The 17255-nt window shown below is 71.4% G+C and carries 16 protein-coding genes; 4 read left to right on the forward strand and 12 right to left on the reverse strand.

Annotated features, from left to right (window positions below):
* Nucleotides 1-234: 234 nt before the first annotated feature.
* Both ACFVYS_RS18300 and ACFVYS_RS18305 read right to left on the reverse strand, forming a co-directional pair.
* The gene (locus tag ACFVYS_RS18300; protein WP_389503138.1) at nucleotides 235-2049 is read right to left on the reverse strand and encodes an ABC transporter permease/substrate binding protein; all 1815 of its coding nucleotides are present in this window, start codon (nucleotides 2047-2049) and stop codon (nucleotides 235-237) included.
* Complete coding sequence (locus ACFVYS_RS18305; protein ID WP_389503140.1) at nucleotides 2042-3127, reverse strand: glycine betaine/L-proline ABC transporter ATP-binding protein; 1086 nt, start codon at nucleotides 3125-3127, stop codon at nucleotides 2042-2044. The genes ACFVYS_RS18300 and ACFVYS_RS18305 overlap by 8 nt, the downstream gene beginning before the upstream one ends.
* 207 nt (nucleotides 3128-3334) lie before the next feature.
* Between ACFVYS_RS18305 and ACFVYS_RS18310 the strand changes: the two genes are divergently transcribed.
* Nucleotides 3335-4273 carry a 5'-3' exonuclease H3TH domain-containing protein gene (locus ACFVYS_RS18310; protein ID WP_389503268.1) on the forward strand — a complete coding sequence of 313 codons (939 nt, stop codon included), beginning with the start codon at nucleotides 3335-3337 and terminating at the stop codon, nucleotides 4271-4273.
* Between the two features lie 162 nt (nucleotides 4274-4435).
* The gene (locus ACFVYS_RS18315; RefSeq protein ID WP_389503142.1) at nucleotides 4436-5281 is read left to right on the forward strand and encodes a siderophore-interacting protein; all 846 of its coding nucleotides are present in this window, start codon (nucleotides 4436-4438) and stop codon (nucleotides 5279-5281) included.
* A 71-nt stretch (nucleotides 5282-5352) separates the two neighbouring features.
* On the opposite strand, the gene ACFVYS_RS18320 is transcribed toward ACFVYS_RS18315, so the two are convergent.
* The 3 genes from ACFVYS_RS18320 to ACFVYS_RS18330 all read right to left on the reverse strand — a co-directional run bounded on the left by ACFVYS_RS18320 (nucleotide 5353) and on the right by ACFVYS_RS18330 (nucleotide 7939).
* Nucleotides 5353-6129: an ABC transporter permease gene (locus ACFVYS_RS18320; protein WP_389503144.1), complete on the reverse strand. Its 777-nt coding sequence runs from the start codon at nucleotides 6127-6129 to the stop codon at nucleotides 5353-5355.
* Nucleotides 6126-7151 carry an ATP-binding cassette domain-containing protein gene (locus ACFVYS_RS18325; RefSeq protein WP_389503146.1) on the reverse strand — a complete coding sequence of 342 codons (1026 nt, stop codon included), beginning with the start codon at nucleotides 7149-7151 and terminating at the stop codon, nucleotides 6126-6128. Before ACFVYS_RS18325 ends, ACFVYS_RS18320 begins: the two co-directional genes overlap by 4 nt.
* 164 nt (nucleotides 7152-7315) lie before the next feature.
* On the reverse strand, nucleotides 7316-7939 hold the full coding sequence (locus ACFVYS_RS18330) for a PadR family transcriptional regulator (RefSeq protein ID WP_389503148.1): 624 nt from the start codon (nucleotides 7937-7939) through the stop codon (nucleotides 7316-7318).
* Nucleotides 7940-8256: 317 nt separating this feature from the next.
* Between ACFVYS_RS18330 and ACFVYS_RS18335 the strand changes: the two genes are divergently transcribed.
* Entirely contained in the window at nucleotides 8257-9819 is a 1563-nt protein-coding gene (locus ACFVYS_RS18335) for an amino acid permease (protein ID WP_389503150.1), read from the forward strand.
* Between the two features lie 207 nt (nucleotides 9820-10026).
* Here the strand turns inward: ACFVYS_RS18335 and ACFVYS_RS18340 are convergent, their stop codons facing one another.
* Nucleotides 10027-10608, reverse strand: a complete 582-nt coding sequence (locus tag ACFVYS_RS18340; protein WP_389503152.1) for a GNAT family N-acetyltransferase — start codon at nucleotides 10606-10608, stop codon at nucleotides 10027-10029.
* Between the two features lie 66 nt (nucleotides 10609-10674).
* On the opposite strand from ACFVYS_RS18340, the gene ACFVYS_RS18345 reads away from it, so the two are divergent.
* Entirely contained in the window at nucleotides 10675-11649 is a 975-nt protein-coding gene (locus ACFVYS_RS18345) for an RluA family pseudouridine synthase (RefSeq protein WP_389503154.1), read from the forward strand.
* Here ACFVYS_RS18345 and ACFVYS_RS18350 read toward each other — a convergent pair.
* The 6 genes from ACFVYS_RS18350 to ACFVYS_RS18375 all read right to left on the reverse strand — a co-directional run bounded on the left by ACFVYS_RS18350 (nucleotide 11643) and on the right by ACFVYS_RS18375 (nucleotide 17204).
* Nucleotides 11643-13187: a cytochrome P450 gene (locus ACFVYS_RS18350; RefSeq protein ID WP_389503156.1), complete on the reverse strand. Its 1545-nt coding sequence runs from the start codon at nucleotides 13185-13187 to the stop codon at nucleotides 11643-11645. The genes ACFVYS_RS18345 and ACFVYS_RS18350 overlap by 7 nt on opposite strands.
* 55 nt (nucleotides 13188-13242) lie before the next feature.
* Complete coding sequence (locus ACFVYS_RS18355) at nucleotides 13243-13863, reverse strand: ATP/GTP-binding protein (RefSeq protein WP_267020790.1); 621 nt, start codon at nucleotides 13861-13863, stop codon at nucleotides 13243-13245.
* On the reverse strand, nucleotides 13844-14269 hold the full coding sequence (locus ACFVYS_RS18360) for a DUF742 domain-containing protein (RefSeq protein WP_389503158.1): 426 nt from the start codon (nucleotides 14267-14269) through the stop codon (nucleotides 13844-13846). Before ACFVYS_RS18360 ends, ACFVYS_RS18355 begins: the two co-directional genes overlap by 20 nt.
* On the reverse strand, nucleotides 14266-14673 hold the full coding sequence (locus ACFVYS_RS18365; protein ID WP_062646899.1) for a roadblock/LC7 domain-containing protein: 408 nt from the start codon (nucleotides 14671-14673) through the stop codon (nucleotides 14266-14268). Before ACFVYS_RS18365 ends, ACFVYS_RS18360 begins: the two co-directional genes overlap by 4 nt.
* Nucleotides 14670-16298, reverse strand: coding sequence for a sensor histidine kinase (locus ACFVYS_RS18370; protein WP_389503160.1), 1629 nt, complete (start codon nucleotides 16296-16298; stop codon nucleotides 14670-14672). The genes ACFVYS_RS18365 and ACFVYS_RS18370 overlap by 4 nt, the downstream gene beginning before the upstream one ends.
* A gap of 279 nt (nucleotides 16299-16577) precedes the next feature.
* Entirely contained in the window at nucleotides 16578-17204 is a 627-nt protein-coding gene (locus ACFVYS_RS18375) for a TetR/AcrR family transcriptional regulator (RefSeq protein ID WP_389503162.1), read from the reverse strand.
* Nucleotides 17205-17255 lie beyond the last annotated feature (51 nt).

The following is a 17255-nucleotide window of genomic DNA, read 5'->3' on the forward strand; positions in this document are numbered from 1 at the left end:
TCCCGCTCGTCCCCGGCGTCGCACGGACCTCGGCTCTGGCATGGGCGTAGCTCTCCGTACTTGGCCGGATTCTTGCTGTGGCGGGGCGGCGGACGGACGGGGCCGGACCAGCGCGGTGGCGGAGCGGGAGCGGCGGGGAAGGTGCGGGAACGACACGAGGGGCAGGCCCCGACGCGGGCCCGGAGGCCGTACGTCGGTGCCCGCCCCTCGTCAGGCGGCCGCGGTGCTGTCAGGTCACCGGGCCGCCCGGCTTTCCTGCCCCGAATCGGCGACCGGAACCCACTTCTCGACCAGACCTGGATTCTCCTTCAGCCAGGTGCGGACCGCGTCCTGCTCCTTGCCCTTGCCGGCCTTCTGGATCCGCGCCTCCAGACCGGTGAGCTGGGCCTCGGTCATGCGGAAGTTCTTCAGCCACTCGCCGACCTCGGGGTTGTCGGCGGCGAAGCCCTCGCGGGCGACGGTGTGCACGCCGTCTCCCTTGCCCCAGGCGCCCTGGGGGTCCTCGAGCTTCTTCAGGTCGTAGTCGCTGTACGCCCAGTGCGGCGACCACAGGGTGACGACGATCGGCTTCTTGGCGGCGTAGGCGCGCTTGAGTTCGGCGAGCATCGCCGGGGTGGAGCCGTCGACGACGGTGTAGGCGCCGTCGAGGCCGTACTGCCCGAGGACCTTGTCCGTGAGCAGGCCCATCATTCCGGCGCTGGGCTCGATGCCGGTGATCCTGCCGTCGAACTCGGCGGCGTGGCTCTTCAGGTCCGCCAGGGAACCGACGTCCTTCACGTACGAGGGGACGGCGAGCTCCAGGGAGGTGGGGCCGTACCAGGAGCCCAGATCGTCGAGCTGTTCGCCGTACTTCTTCCAGTACTCGTTGTGGGTGGTGGGCAGCCAGGCGTCGGTCTGGAAGTCGATCTGCCCGGTGGCGACGCCGGTGTAGAGGGGGCCCGCGGCGTACTGGGTGGTGGTGACGTCGAAGCCGCGTTCCTCCAGGAGTTCCTTCCAGAGGTAGGTGGAGGCGATGCCCTCGTCCCACGGGATGTAGCCGATCTTGACCTCCTTGCCCTTGCCGATGTCCGAGGCGGAGGCCTCGGCGGTGCCGGAGGAGGGGCCGAAGACGTTCATCCCGCCGGCGACCAGGGCGAGCACGACCACGCCGACCACGGCCACGGCCGGGCGCGGACGGTACGTCCACACCGTGCCCCTGGCCTTGGCGGCGGCGCGGCGGCCGAGCGGGGAGATCCGGGTGCCGAGGGCGCCGGTCATCCGGTCCAGGTAGATGGCGAGGATCACGATGCCGAGGCCCGCCTCGAAGCCGAGGCCGATGTCGAGCTGGCCGATGGCTTCGTTGACGGCGCCGCCGAGGCCGCCGGTGCCGACCATGCCGGCGATGACGACCATCGACAGGCCCAGCATGATGACCTGGTTGATGCCCGCCATGATCGTCGGCAGGGCGAGCGGCAACTGCACGCGCAGCAGGGTGTCGCGCGGCGTCGTGCCGAACGCCTCGGCGGCCTCGACGAGTTCGGCGTCGACCTGGCGGATGCCGAGCTCGGTCATCCGGACGCCCGGGGCGAGCGCGAAGATCAGGGTGGCGATGACGCCCGCGGGGACGCCCATGCCGAAGAACAGGATGGCCGGGATCAGCAGCACCATCGACGGCATCGTCTGGAGCAGGTCCAGGACGGGACGGAGGGTGGCGCTGACGGCCTTGGAGCGGGCGGCCCAGATGCCCAGCGGGAGGGAGATCACCAGGGCGATCACCGTGGCCACGAGCACCAGGGAGAGCGTCGACATCGCCTCGTCCCACAGGGCGAGAGAGTCGATGAGGGCGAACCCGGCGAAGGCCAGGACGCCCGCGACGAGGCCGCGCAGCCACCAGGCGAGCACCGCGAGGATGCCGGCGAGGAGGAGCGGTTCGGGGGCGGTGAGGACCGTGTCGAGCCCGTCGTACATGCCCTCCACGACCGTCTTGATCGCGTCGAAGAGCCAGGACATGTGGGTGACGAGCCAGTCGACTCCGGAGTCGACCCAGTCGCCGAGGTGCAGCCTAGGCACGGGCCATCACCTTCTTCCCGCCGTCGCGCGGACTGTCGCAGGCCGTCGCCTGCCCCTGCTCGTCGCCGAGGAAGCGGACGAGGCGCTGTCCCGACACGGCGCCGACGAGTTTCCGCTTCCCGTCGAGGACGGCCACCGGGTGGGTCAGGCGGGCGCTGAGCGCGCACAGCGCGGTGAACGGGGTGTCGGGGGTGGCGGTCTCGCAGCCGCAGTCGGCCTCGTCGCCGCGCACGGCGGTGTCCATGACGGCGGAGGCGGTCAGCACGCGGGAGCGGTCGACGTCCTGGATGAAGGAGGCGACGTAGTCGTTCGCGGGGCGGAGCAGGATGTCCTCCGCCGTGCCCGTCTGCACGATCCGGCCGTCGCGCATGACGGCGATCCGGTCGCCCAGGCGCATGGCCTCGTTGAGGTCGTGGGTGATGAAGACGATGGTCTTCTTCAGCGTCTGCTGGAGCGTGAGGAGCTGGTCCTGCATGTCGCGGCGGATCAGCGGGTCCAGCGCGCTGAAGGACTCGTCCATCAGGAGCAGGTCGGCGTCGGTGGCGAGCGCGCGGGCCAGTCCGACGCGCTGCTGCATGCCGCCGGACAGCTCGTCCGGCCAGGACTTCTCCCAGCCGGCCAGACCGCAGAGCCGCAGGGCCTCGGCGGCGCGCTCCTCGCGTTCGCGGCGGGGGACGCCCTGGACGGCGAGGCCGTAGGCAGCGTTGTCGAGGACGCTGCGGTGCGGGAAGAGCGCGAAGTGCTGGAAGACCATGCTGATCTTCTTCGCCCGGACCTCGCGCAGTTCGCGGTCGGCGAGGGCGGTGAGGTCCTGGCCGTCGAAGAGGACGCGTCCGGCGGTCGGCTCCAGCAGCCCGTTGAGCATCCGCAGCAGGGTGGACTTGCCCGAGCCGGACAGGCCCATCACGACGAAGATCTCGCCCGGGGCCACCGTGAAGGAGGCGTCGATGACGGCGGCCGTGGTGCCGTCGGCGCGCAGCTCCTCCCGGTCGGCTCCCTCCCGGAGCCGCTCGACTGCCTGCTGCGGTCGTCTGCCGAACACCTTGTGCAGATGTTCGGCCTCAAGCCTGGAGGACACGCGTACCTCTCGTCGGGGACAGGAATCGGAGCAGTCGCCAACAGCAAACAGTTGAAAGCGCAACCTGGCGCTGCTCCGAGGCGGCCCCTGCCCTGGTCCGATGGGGGCAAACGTACGAGTGGTTCAGTTCACAGCAGGTTTCACAAGAGGTTCACTCCTGCCACGGGAGTGAATACGCACCGGATACCGGGGCACGCGTGCGGCATGATGCGAGGCGTGACCGGACGACTGATGCTCCTCGACACCGCCTCGCTCTACTTCCGCGCCTACTTCGGCGTCCCGGACTCCGTGAAGGCGCCGGACGGCACTCCGGTGAACGCCGTGCGCGGACTGCTGGACTTCATCGACCGGCTGGTCAAGGACCACCGGCCGGACGAGCTGGTCGCCTGCATGGACGCCGACTGGCGCCCCCAGTGGCGGGTCGACCTCATCCCCTCCTACAAGGCGCACCGCGTCGCCGAGGAGCGCGAGTCGGGGCCGGACGAGGAGGAGGTGCCGGACACCCTCTCGCCGCAGGTGCCGATCATCGAGGCGGTCCTGGACGCGCTCGGCATCGCACGAGTGGGCGTCGCCGGCTACGAGGCGGACGACGTGATCGGCACGTTCACCGGGCGGGCGAAGGGCCCGGTCGACATCGTCACCGGCGACCGCGACCTCTACCAGCTGGTGGACGACGCCCGCGGGGTCCGCGTGCTGTATCCGCTGAAGGGCGTCGGCACGCTCCAGCTCACGGACGAGGCGTGGCTGCGCGGGAAGTACGGCGTCGGCGGGAGCGGCTACGCGGATCTGGCCCTGCTGCGCGGCGACCCGAGCGACGGCCTGCCGGGCGTGCCGGGTATCGGCGAGAAGACCGCGGCCAAGCTGCTGGCCGAGTTCGGCGACCTGGCCGGGATCGTGGCGGCGGTCGACGACCGCACGGCGAAGCTGGCACCGTCGCAGCGGCTGCGGCTGGACGAGGCCCGGCCGTATCTCGCCGTCGCGCCGAAGGTGGTCAAGGTCGCCGACGACGTGCCGCTGCCGGACGTGGACACCGCTCTGCCGCACACGCCGCGGGACGGAGCGACACTGGAGGCACTGGCGCAGCGCTGGGGACTGGGCGGCTCGCTCCAGCGGCTGCTGACGACACTGGGCGCACCGCCCGCGTGATCATTGCTCTCGCGTCGGGGAATGACACGGGCGCCGGCCGGGAGTCATCCTCTGCATGAGATCCGGGTGAGAGGTCGGTCGACCTCTCGCAACGGGGGAGCACCACCGGGGGGACAGGTGCTAACTTAGGTATACCTAACCATACCCTCATGGGAGGCCGTCATGGCAGAACGTCCGGCACGGAAGCCGCGGAAGCCCCACTCCGCGCAGGTCGTCCGCACCGAACGGCTCACCCCCCATATGCAGCGCGTCGTCCTCGGCGGCGAGGGCCTGGCCGACTTCACCGCGGGCGCCTGCACCGACCACTACGTCAAACTGCTCTTCGGCCCCGAGGGCGTGACCTACCCCGAGCCCTTCGACCTGGAACGCATCCGCGCCGAGTTCCCCCGTGAGCAGTGGCCGGTGACCCGCACGTACACCGTGCGCAACTGGGACGCCGAACTGCGCGAGCTGACCCTGGACTTCGTGGTCCACGGCGACGAGGGCCTGGCCGGGCCGTGGGCGGCCCGCGTCCAGCCGGGCGAGGTCGTCCGTTTCATGGGCCCCGGTGGCGCCTACGCGCCCGACACCACCGCCGACTGGCATCTGCTGGCCGGCGACGAGAGCGCCCTGCCGGCCATCGCGGCCGCCCTGGAGTCGCTGCCCGCCGGCAGCGTCGCCCACGCCTTCATCGAGGTGTCGGGCCCCGAGGAGGAGCAGAAGGTCGACTCCGACGTGGAGGTCGTCTGGCTGCACCGTGGCGACCGGCCGGTCGGCGAGATGCTCGTCGAGGCCGTACGGGCGCTGGAGTTCCCCGAGGGCCGCCTGCACGCCTTCGTGCACGGCGAGGCCGCCTGCGTGAAGGAGCTGCGCAAACTCCTGCGCGTCGAGCTCCAGATCCCGCGCGAGGACCTGTCGATCTCCGGCTACTGGCGGCTCGGCCACAACGAGGACGGCTGGCAGGCCTCGAAGCGGGACTGGAACGCGCGTGTGGAGGCGGAGCAGGAGGGCGCGGCACCGGCCGCGTGACCTGACGGAAGCGGCCCGGACCCGTGGCGCGGGCCGCCCCTGCGACCCCCGGGGGGCCGCACCGCCCGCGGCTACACCGACCGCTGGTACGACCGGAACGTCCTGATCGAGAGCCACACGGCCGCCGTCGCGAGCGCCAGAAGCGCCCCGCCGCGCAGAAGCACCGCGCCCCAGTCGGGGTCGGCGGACAGGGCCGAACGACCGGCGACCATCGCCCAGTCCAACGGGTTGAAGCGGGCCACCTGCCGTATCCAGCCGGGCATCCGGTCCGGCGCCATGAACGCGCTGGAGAGGAAGGTCAGCGGCAGCAGCAGGAAGGTGTTGACGCCGATGATCGACTCCCGCTCCCGCACCAGCATGCCCAGGGCGTTGGACAGCGCCCCGAAGACCGTGCCCAGCAGCACCGAGGCGACGACCAGGACGACGACGCCCATGACCCCGCCGGGGTACTCCGCGCCTCCCGCCAGGCCCAGCAGCACGATGACGGCCGACTGCAGGGCGGTGACGATGCCGTTGTGGACGACATTGCCGTTCATCAGCGCGGCCCGGCTGGCCGGGGTGGTCAGAAAGCGGTTGAGGGTGCCGCGCTGGATCTCCTCCAATGTGCCCATGCCCGCCCACAGGTTGGAGGCGAGCGCGCTCATCACGACCACGCCCGGCACCAGGTAGTCGAGGTAGGAGGCCGTGCCGAAGCCGCCCAGCGCCACGACGTTCTTGAAGAGGCTGCCGAAGAGGAACAGCCAGATCACCGGCTGGATCAGCGTGATCACGGCGTACGCGGGCTGGCGGGCGAACACCATCAGCTGGCGCTGCGTCATGTACCAGGTCTGGACGATCGCGGTGCTCATCGCGCACCCCCGGTGAGGACGAGGGTGTCGGCGGCGGTCCCGCTCTCGGCCTCGGCCTCGGCGTAACGGCGGCCCGCGTACCGCAGGTAGACGTCGTCGAGGGAGGGGCGGGCGACGGTGGCGGTGGCGACGGCCACCCCGGCCCGCTCCAGGGCACCGAGCAGCGCGGGCACCGCCGCCGCTCCGTCCTCGGCGCGGGCACTGATCCGTGGCCCGTCGCACACCACCTCGTGGATGCCCGGCAGCCCGCTCAGGGCGCCCTCCAGCAGCACCCGGCCGCTCTCGCCCGGCGTGGTCCGCAGCTCCACATGCACGGCGTCGCCCCGGAGTTCGCCCTTGAGGCCGTCGGGAGTGCCGGTGACGACGATCCGGCCGCGGTCGACGATGGCGACGCGCTCGGCGAGCCGGTCGGCCTCCTCCAGGTAGTGCGTGGTGAGCAGGATGGTCAGCCCCTCCTCGCCGGCCAGCCGGCCGATCTCGTCCCACATCGCGGTGCGGGCCTCCGGGTCCAGACCCGTGGTGGGCTCGTCGAGGAAGAGCACCTCGGGCCGGTGCACCAGACCGAGGGCCACGTCGAGCCGGCGCCGCATGCCGCCGGAGTAGCCCTTGACCGGGCGCCGGGCGGCCTCGGTGAGCGCGAAGCGTGCCAGCAGCTCGTCGACGCGCCGGTCGAGGGCGACGCCCCGCAGGCCGTAGAGCCTGCCCTGGAGGCGGAGGTTGTCGCGGCCGGTGGCGACCGGGTCGGCACCGGAGTTCTGGGCGACCACGCCGATCGCGCGGCGCACCCGGTCCGGGTGGCGCAGCACGTCGTGACCGGCGACGTCGGCCGACCCGGAGTCGGGGCGGGCGAGGGTGGTGAGGATCTTGACGGTGGTGGACTTGCCGGCGCCGTTGGGGCCGAGCAGCCCGAAGACCGTACCGGGCTCGACGGTGATATCGAGGCCGTTCAGGGCGGTGACGCCACCCGGGTAGGTCTTGACGAGTCGACGCGCCTCGACGGCGGGCGCGCGGGTGTTGCTCATGACGGTGCTCCTTCGTGAGCGGACAGGACTACTGATCCGCGTGAAGAGCGCCGGGCTATCCTGGGTGTGCCGCACCTCGATGGCCCGGAGCCGCTTCACCGCGGATTCCGTTCGGGGTTGGGGACCCCGGCGGAGCTGCTGCAACAGCCCTGCCGGGGTCGTTCTCAAGAGGTGAATTCCGTCGGCAGCTCCCCCGTCTCGTGAAAACGCCGCCAGTCCTCGACGCCGGGCAGTGAGCCCTTCCTGATCTCCTCGAGGAATCCGCCGACCCATCCGGCCTGCGCCTCGACCATGTGCAGCTGGTACTCGACCTCGACGAGGAAGAGCCTCGGCAGCGTCTCGTAGAGCTTTTCGAGGGCGCCGCGGCCGGCGGCCACCTGGACCTCCAGCGAGCTCAGCCGGGTCTCCAGCAGGCGCACCACCTCGTCGGGAGGCAGCGCCGCCATCAGCGAGAGCGCCGTCTCGAAGATCGGGTACTCCTTCGCGGGGATGGCGATCAGATCGGACAGCCACTCGGCCATCTCCTCACGCCCGGCCTCGGTGAGCCCGTAGACCGTGCGCTCGGGGCGGTTGCCCTGGCGTTCCACACCCGTCACCTCGACGAAGCCGTACTTCTCGAGGTTCTGCACGACGGTGTAGAGCGAGCCGTAGTTCGTCTTCGTACTGGTGTCCTTGCCCTGGCTGCGCAGGGTCTGGGCGATCTCGTACGGATGCATCGGCTTCTGCCAGAGGGTGGTCATCACGGCGAGCGCCAACGGATTGCTGAGCTTTCGGCGTTTCCTCGCCACGACGACCACCTCGCTCCACGACCAGCAGTTCACCGCGCGCGGCCCACGGCGACAGCTCGCTTCGACGACTCGCGAACAGCCGGCTTCGAACAGCCGACTCCAGACAGTTCGCTTCCGAATATCCGTAGCCGAACATATCGCGAGTCGCCACCCGCTCGCAAGAGACGCGATGTAACGCGATCGGGTGAGGTGGGCGAGGACGTGAGGACTTGGGCCCGCCCCGGACACGGCGGCGTGACGCCCACGAAACAGCGCGTCCCTAATTTCTGTCGCCCGACAGGAATGACGTTCCCTCTGGGCCCAAGGCAGGTTCCGCCGTGACGACAACAGCCCCTTCCGACGTACGCCCCGACCCGCCGCGCTCCCCCGGCGCGGGCGACAGCCCCCTCGCCGAGTTCGGCTACCGCCAGGAGCTGCACCGCAGCCTGGGCCGGTACGCCTCGTTCGCCGCCGGGTTCTCCTTCATCTCCGTGCTGACGACCGTCTTCCAGTTCTTCGCCTTCGGGTACGCCTTCGGCGGCCCGGTCTTCTTCTGGGCCTGGCCGGTCGTGCTGGTCGGTCAGTTGCTGGTCGCCGCGTGCTTCGCGGAGCTGGCGGCGCGCTACCCGATCTCGGGCGCGATCTACCAGTGGTCCTCGCGGCTGTCGACGCCGTCGTTCGGCTGGTTCGCCGGCTGGATCATGGTGATCGGTCAGATCGTCGTGGTCGCCGCGGCCGCGCTGGCGCTCCAGATGGTGCTGCCGGCGATCTGGTCGGGCTTCCAGCTGATCGGCACCGACCCGGCGCCCACCTCGCCCGACGGCGCGGCCAACGCTGCGCTGCTCGGCGTGCTCCTGCTGGCGCTCACCACGTTCGTCAACGTCGTCGACAACCGCGTGATGTCCGTGATCAACCGGGTCGGCGTGACCGCCGAGATCATCGGCGCGGTGCTCATCGTCGTGCTGCTGCTCACCCACTCCGAACGCACGCCGAGCATCACCTTCCACACCGAAGGGGCCGCCCAGAACGGCCTGTTCGGGGCGCTGCTCGTCGGCTCGTTCACGGCCGCGTACGTGATGATCGGGTTCGACAGCGCGGGCGAGATGAGCGAGGAGACACACCACCCGCGGCGCACCGCGCCCCGCACGATCCTCACCGCGCTCGGCGCGGCCGGCCTGCTCGGCGGGCTGATCGTGCTGGGCGGACTGCTCGCCGCCCCCAGCCTCACCGACGGACGGCTCGGGGTCGACGGCCTCAGCTACGTCCTCACCAGCAGCCTCGGCGACGGGGTCGGCAAGGTGCTGCTGGCGGACGTGGTGGTCGCGATCGCGGTGGCGACGCTCGCCATCCAGACGGCGGCCTGCCGGATGCTGTTCTCCATGGCCCGTGACGGACAGTTGCCGTTCTCCGGCCGCCTCGCGCGCGTGAACCCCCGTACCGGTATGCCGAGCGCCCCGGCGCTGGTGGTCGGCGTCCTCGCGGCTACCCTGCTGCTGCTCAACTTCGCCTCCCCGGACGCCTTCCTGGCCATCGGCACGACCTGCATCGTGATGCTGTACCTGGCGTACGCGATGGTCACCGGCCCGCTGCTGGTGCGCCGGCTGCGCGGACGGTTCTCCTCGGCCGGCACGGACGAGACGGGCGCCCCCCTGTTCTCGCTGGGCCGCTGGGGCGTCCCGGTGAACGCCCTCGCGCTCCTCTACGGCCTGCTGATGACGGTCAACCTGGCCTGGCCGCGCGTGGCGGTGTACGACCCGGCGGGCGGCCACTGGTACTTCCAGTGGTTCACGGTGCTGTTCCTCGGCGCGACACTCGCGGCCGGCGTGGTCTTCCGGGCCTACCGCAGGCGGTCACCGGCACCGGCGCCGGCCACCGCGGTACCGGAGAAGGCGGCCGTATAGCCCCGACGGCCACGGTGCCGCCCGACGTCCGGCAGGTACGCAGAGCGGACGAACACGTCAGGCCGACGCGCGCGTGGGACAGCCATGAGCGCGCCGGCCCGACCGCCGGACCCGCCCGCCTGGCCGACAACCCCATCGCCCCGACAAGCGGGCTGGACAGGCACGCGCAGCGGAGCCGCCGGGCCCGTGCCCGTGGGCGGGCCTCGCTCAGTAGCCCTGCACGCGTGCGTGGAGATGCATGTCGTGCCAGCCGTCCTGGTGGAGCGCCGCACTGCGCTTGGTGCCCTCCAGGAGGTAACCGGCCTTGCCGGCGACCCGGCAGGAGGCCTCGTTGGCCGTGGCGTGCATCAGCTCCAGTCGGTGGAAGCCGATCTCGTCGAAGGCCCAGCGGGTGAGGGCGGTCGTGGCCCGGGGTGCCACTCCCCGGCCGCGGGCCGCCATGGTCGTCCAGTACGCGACCTCGGCCACGCCCTCGGCGAGCAGGATGCCGCGCAGCGCCACCCGCCCGAGCAGTTCGCCGGTGTCCGTGTCGACGACGGCCCACTGGGCGTTCCGCTCCTCCGCCCAGCTCTCGCGCCACTCCTCGATCCAGCCGCTGACCTCCTCCTCGGAGTCGGCGGCCCTGATGTGCCACTGGTGCATGGCCGGGTCCTGGAAGGCGGCGTACACGGCGGGGGCGTCCTCGGCCCGCCACGGACGCAGCAGCAGTCCGTCGCCGCTGCGGAGCACGGGCTGCGGGGCCCCGGAGAGGGTTCCGGCGGGCAGGACGGCGTCGGCGGTGAAGGGCATGAGCCGCATCCTGCCAACGGACCACGGCCCGACCAACGGGTTTTCCGGCCCGTAGGCTTGACCCCGATGAGACGCCGTACGCCGCCCCCGCCCTCCCCGTTGCCGCAGCGCGACGGGATCGACCCGGTGCGGGTGCGGTTGCCCGGCGAGGGCGCCTGGGCCACCGTGCGGGAGCACCTGGTGGAGCGGCTGGGCGCGGCGCGCGCCGGGGTCGTGGACGGGATGCTGGAGGCGGGGCTCGTCGTCGATGCCGACGGGCGGGCGGTGCCGCCGGACGCGGCCTACGTACCGGGGATGTTCGTCTGGTACCACCGCGAGCTGCCGCCCGAGGTGCCCGTGCCGTTCCCGCTGGGGATCGTGCACCGCGACGAGCACATCGTCGTCGTCGACAAGCCGCACTTCCTGGCCACCACCCCGCGCGGCAGCCATGTCACCGAGAGCGCGCTGGCCCGGCTGCGGCGGGAGCTGGACATCCCCGCGCTCGGCGCCGCGCACCGGCTCGACCGGCTCACCGCCGGACTCGTGCTGTTCACCGTGCGCCCCGAGGAGCGCGGCGCCTACCAGTCACTGTTCCGCGACCGCCTGGTGCGCAAGGTGTACGAGGCCGTCGCGCCGTACGACCCGGAACTCACCCTGCCCGCGACCGTGCGCAGCCGGATCGTCAAGGAGCGCGGGATCCTGGCCGCCTACGAGGTGGCGGGCGAGCCGAACGCCGTGAGCCGCGTCGAGCTCGTCGAGCACGGTGCGCGGGGACTCGGCCGGTACCGGCTGCTGCCCGCCACCGGGCAGACCCATCAGCTGCGCGTCCACATGAGCACGCTCGGCGTGCCCATCCTCGGCGATCCGCTCTACCCCGAGGTGGCCGCCCCCGTGCCGGCCGGTGACTTCCGGCGCCCGCTTCAACTACTGGCGCAGGAGCTGGAGTTCACCGATCCGGTCACGGGGACGGAGCACCGGCTGCGCAGCGGCCGGGTGCTCGAGGCCTGGACGTCGTACGACGGCTGGGCCGCCGCCCCGTCGGCGGGCGCCGCTGCTCAGTAGCCGCGCCACCAGGACAGGAAGCGCCGCCAGGCGTTGGGCCTGCGGACCGGCCCGGTCGGCTGCGGGACGGGCGGCGCGGACTGCGAGGCCGGCTGAGGCGCGGGCTGCGGCGCGGGCTGCGGCACCGAACGCCGCGTGGGCGCCGGCGTGGCCACCGGTTCGGGGGCGGGCGCCGGCGTGGGCCGCGGCTCCGTGCTCACCGGCCGCGTGATCCGCTGCGGCGGGATCGGGGCGTGGCTCGGTTTGTGCTTGACGTCCTGCTGGTCCTTCGGCTCGAACCGGACCGGCAGCTCCACCAGGTGCCGCGAGGCGATCGACATCGTCCACCGCAACTCGTCCTCGTCACAGTCGAGTTGGACGTCCGGCAGCCGCATCAGCAGGGCGTCGACGCCGACGTCGGCGATGGCGCGGCCGATGTCCTGGCCGGGGCACTCGTGGGGACCGCTGCCGAAGGCGAGGTGGGAGCGGTTGCCCTGCATGTGGGCGGAGAGGTCGGGGCGTACCCGGGGGTCCACATTGCCGGGCGCGGGCGCGAAGAAGAGACCGTCGCCCCGGCGGATCCGCTGACCGCCCAACTCCGTGTCCTGCTTGGCGAAGTAGCCGAAGATGGTGCTGAACGGGGGCTCGTCCCACAGGGACTGCTCGACCGCCTCCGCCACCGTCATCTGGCCGCCGTTGAGCTGGGCGAGGAAGCGCGGGTCGGTGAGGACCATGCGCAGCGCGTTGGAGAGCAGGTTGACGGTGGCCTCGTAGGCGGCGAAGAGCACCAGGCGCAGATGCTCCCTGACCTCGTCGTCGGTGAGTCCCGCCGGGTGGCCGATGAGGTGGCTGGTGAAGTCGTCCTCGGGCTCGGCCCGGCGGCGGGTGGTGAGCCGGGCCAGCGCCTGTACGACGTACTCGTGGCTGGCGAGGGCGGTCGCGCTGCCCTTGAGCGCGTCGCGGGCGGCGTGCACCATCTTGTCGTTGTACTCGTCGGGCATGCCGAGGACATGGCACATCACGGCCATCGGCAGGTGCTCGGCGAAGTCGCCGACCAGGTCGGCCCGGCCCTCCTCGCAGAAGCGGTTGACCAGGCGCTGGCTGGAGCGGTTGATGTAGCGGCGCACACTGCGGTCGTCGATGGTGGCCATGGCGGCGGTGACCGCGCCGCGCAGCCGCTTGTGCTCGTCGCCCTCGGCGTGGGCGCAGATGGGCTGCCAGGCCATGTGCGGCATGAGCGGGTGGTCGGGCCTGACCTTGCCGTCCAGCATCTGCGACCAGATGCGGCTGTCCTTGGTGAACTGCGAGGGGGTGCGCACCATGCGCAGGTTCTCGGCGTGCCCGAGGACCATCCACATCGGCAGGTCGTCCTGGAGCAGGACCGGTGCGACGGGGCCGTGTTCCTCGCGCAGCCGTTCGTACAGCTCGTTGAGGTCCTCCGCGCCGGGGCCATAGAGGCGGGCCAGTCCGCCGGGTCCCCGGACGTGCGCGGGGCAGCCGGGCGGCGGGTCCAGGGCGAGGTCGTGCGGACCGTTCGGGGTGGGGTGTTCGGGAGTCACAGGGGGTCGCTCCGAAACTGTGCTGAATCGGGTGGTGGGGGAGGTGCCGTGCGGGTCAGGTGAGGCTGCGGGTCAGAGCCAGGGAGTGCAGAAAACGCATGAGGGTCATCAGGACGTCGCGGCTGGAGGCGCGGCGGCGGACGTCGCACTCCACGATCGGGATCTCGGGCGGCAGGTCGAGGGCCGCGCGCAGGTCGTCGACGGGGTAACGGGGCCCGTCGGGGAAGGTGTTGACGGCGACGACGAAGGGCACGCCGCCCTCCTCGAGCCGGCCCATGACCTCGAAGCTGACCTCGAGGCGGCGGGTGTCGACCAGGACGACCGCGCCGAGCGCGCCCTCGAACAGTCCGTTCCACAGGAACCAGAAGCGTTCCTGGCCGGGCGTGCCGAAGAGGTAGAGCACGACCTGTTCGGTGATGCGGATCCGGCCGAAGTCCATGGCCACGGTGGTGGCGGTCTTGGTCTCGGAGCCGTAGTTGTCGTCGACCCCGATGCCCGCCTGGGTCATGGTCTCCTCGGTGGTCAGCGGCCTGATCTCGCTGACGGAGCCGACCATGGTGGTCTTGCCGACGCCGAAGCCGCCCACGATGACGATCTTCGCCGCGGCCGTGGTGGTGTGCGGCAGATGGTCCTCGGCCCGTGGGCCGGGGATCGTGTCAGAGCCGTTGAAGTCCATGCATCACCGCTTCGAGAAGGGAACGGTCGGGGAGCTGCTGCCGGACGATGGGGGCGCGTGCCTGTACGAGTTCGGCCGCCAGCATCTCGGTGAGCAGTACCGTCACCACGCTGAACGGCAGGCCGAGGTAGGCCGAGATCTCGGCCACGGACAGCGGGGCGGCGCACATCCGCAGGACCGCCGTCTGCTCCGGGGTGGCCGACGAGGGCGGTTCGGCACGCGCCACGACTAACGTGACGAGGTCGACGGGTGCGCGCTCGCCGTCCGCGCCCGTGATGATGTAGAGCCGTTCGGGGTTCTTGCCCTCCCCCTCCGCCCCCTCCTTCGAGTCCTTCGGAAGCGGTGGGGGCGGCGGCGGGGGCGGTTGGGGCAGGGGTTGTCGCCGGCGGCGTTGCGGAGGAGTCATACGCTCTGCCCGTTGCGCCGGGGCGGACTGGTCAGATGGGCGCCGATGCGGACCACGAGGTCGCGCATCATGCCGCTCATCCGACTGGCCTCGCAGCGCACGTCGGCGAGGACGGCGAGGTAGGCGTTGGCGCCGGCCGACATCATGTAGAAGTAGCCGCCGCTCAGATCGATGACGACCATGTCCATCTCGCCGGTGCTCGAGTGGATCTCCTGGCCGACCGCGGCGGCCAGGCTCTGGAGGCCCGCGCAGGCGGCGGCGACCCGGTCGGCGGCGTCGGGGTCACCGGCGTAGCGGGCGATGCGCAGTCCGTCGGCCGAGAGGACCACGATCATCTCGATGCCGGGAACCCCGTCGTAGAGCTCCTTGAGCAGCCAGTCGAAGTTTTGGCGCTGCTGGATCACGTGAGGTCCCCTTCATCGTCGGCCTCGGGCTTGGCCTTGTCTTCGATCAGGTGCAGATATGCGGTGGGATTACGGGTGAAGTCGGTGGGGTGCACGCCGGGCGGGGCCGCCTTGACCAGGCCCTCCCAGAAGGCCTCGAACGCCAGGCCGGGCTCCCGCTTCTTCTGGGGCTCCGGCTCGGGCTCCGGCCGGCGCTGTGCGAACGGGTCGGGCTTGCCGAGCCGCTCGGCCTCCTGGGCGGCGTACGCCTCGGCGTAGCGCTGGGTGATCGGGATCGTGGTCTTGCTGCGGCGCTGCGGCAGACCCTGATCGGTCCACTCGGTGACCTCGGGCACCTCGTCGTCGGTCAGGGAGACTCCGGCCGGGATACGCGCGTTGGTGGGGCGGCGCTTCTTGGGCGGGCGCTTGGGGCCCTCGCCGATCTGGCTCAGGTCGATCTGCGGTACGGCGGTGGCTCCGATGCCGTGCGCGAAGCCGGGGGCGGGGTCGGAGGTCTGCATCTCGCTCGGCACGATGAGCACGGCCCGGACGCCGCCGTAGGCCGAGGTGCGCAGCGAGACCTGGAGGTTGAACGACGTGCACAGCCGGCCGACGACGGCGAGGCCCAGGCGCGGGGTGCCGCCCACGTCCTGGATGTCGACGCCCGCCATGGCCTGCTCCAGCATGCGTTCGGCCTTGGCGCGGGCCTCTTCGCTGAGGCTGACGCCGGCGTCCTCGATCTCGATGGCGATGCCGGTCTGCACCTCGACGGCGTTGACGTGCACCTTGCTCTGCGGGGGCGAGTAGCGGGTGGCGTTGTCGAGGAGTTCCGCGAGCGCGTGGATGAGCGGCTCCACGGACAGGCCGCGGATGTTCACCTTGGCGATGGAGTCCAGCTGGATGCGGCGGTAATCCAGGATCCGGGACATGGCGCCGCGCAGCACGCTGTACAGCGGGACCGGCTGGGGCCAGTTGCGGCCGGGCCGGCCGCCGCCGAGCACGCCGATGGAGTCGGCGAGGCGGCCGATCAGCGAGGTGCCGTGGTCGATGCGCAGCAGGTCGTCGAAGACCTCGGGGTTGCGGCCGTGGTCCTCCTCCATCTCCCGCAGTTCCGCGGACTGCTGGTGGACGATGGCCTGCACCCGGCGGGCGATGCTGACGAAGGAGCGCTGGGCCGAGTCGCGCAGGGACTCCTCGTGGTCGACGATGTCGAGGATCTTCCGGATCACGGCGCGCTGCGCGTCGTCGAGTTGACGGAAGTCGGGATCACCCTCGCTGAAGTCGCGCATCACCTCCCTGGGGGAATTTCCGGCCCGCAGCCACTCCACCGCGTTGGGCACGAACTCCTCGGCGAGGCGGCGGTTCTCCTCCGCGTGGCCGGCCACCCGCCGTTCCAGGTACGCGACGCGCTGGTCCCGCTCCGCGCGCAGCTCCCGCAGGCGCCGCCCACGACGCACCGACTCGGCTCCCGCCGCGATCACCAGGACGGTGGCGACGGATCCGCAGACGCCGACGGCGAGCCGGGCCTGCGTCGCCACCAGGGCGACGGCGGCTCCGGTCGCCGCGGCCATCAGTATCGCCGGCAGCAACAGCACGCGCGCGTAGGGAAGTTCTCGGCGACCGGGTGGGGACTGAACACTCACCATGTGGGCACCCTCTGTAGGGATCTGTCGGCATCTTCGGGAAGTTTGGGAACAAGCGCACGAATACGCCTCAACTCGGTGCGCCGCGGGCGAGCTTAGTCCGACCGGATCATCGCCGTGTCATATTCCGCAACCGCCTGAAACCACTTCCGTACGTGGAGTAACCTCAACCCATTTACACGCACGGCATTCGTTCGAACACCGTGCGTAACGTGGAACGGGCGTGCGGAACAGTTCACCGGGACGGATGAGACGAGCACCCGCGAGTGGCTCGGACGGTGTTCAGTTCCCCGCGATACGCAGCGCCGCGTCGGCTGTGGCGCGGGCGAACTCCGAGACCGAGCGGTCGGGATCCGAGCGGTGCACGAGAATGACGCCCTCGATGAGACCGAAGACCAGATCGGTGCGCAGATCCAGCGCGCTCTTCGCGAGCGCGCCGCCCGCCGCCGTGGCGGCGATCAACTGGCGGTAGCCGTCCTTGAGTTCGGCGCGCACGGCATGGAAGCCGGCGAACCGCTCGGTGCGCACCTCCGGCAGCAGGTAGAGGCCGCCGAGGTTGTGCGAGCCGCCGCACAGCAGCTCGACGTCGGTTCGGCACAGCTCCCACAGCCGGTCCTCGGCCGTCCGGTCGTCGTCCGCGAGCAACTCTCGGGCGCAGGTCAGCGAGGGCGTGACCGTCGACTCCAGCAGCGCGGCGAGCAGCTCCTCCTTGCCGGAGACGTAGTGGTACATGGAGGCCTGGCGCATTCCCGCGCGTTCGGCGACGGCCCGGGTGGTGGTGGCGGCATAGCCGCGCGTGGTGAACAACTCCGCGGCGGCCACGAGCAGTTCGGCGCGCGGCGTGAGCCCGCTGTCCGGCCGCTGCGCGGCCCGCGGCCGGCCCACTCGACGTCCGCTGCTCGTCCCCATGTCTTCGATCCTCGCACACGGTCCCGGACGGCGATCTTCGGACGACCCGGT

It is taken from the genome of Streptomyces sp. NPDC058295, from assembly GCF_042880655.1.
Taxonomy (GTDB): domain Bacteria; phylum Actinomycetota; class Actinomycetes; order Streptomycetales; family Streptomycetaceae; genus Streptomyces; species Streptomyces coriariae.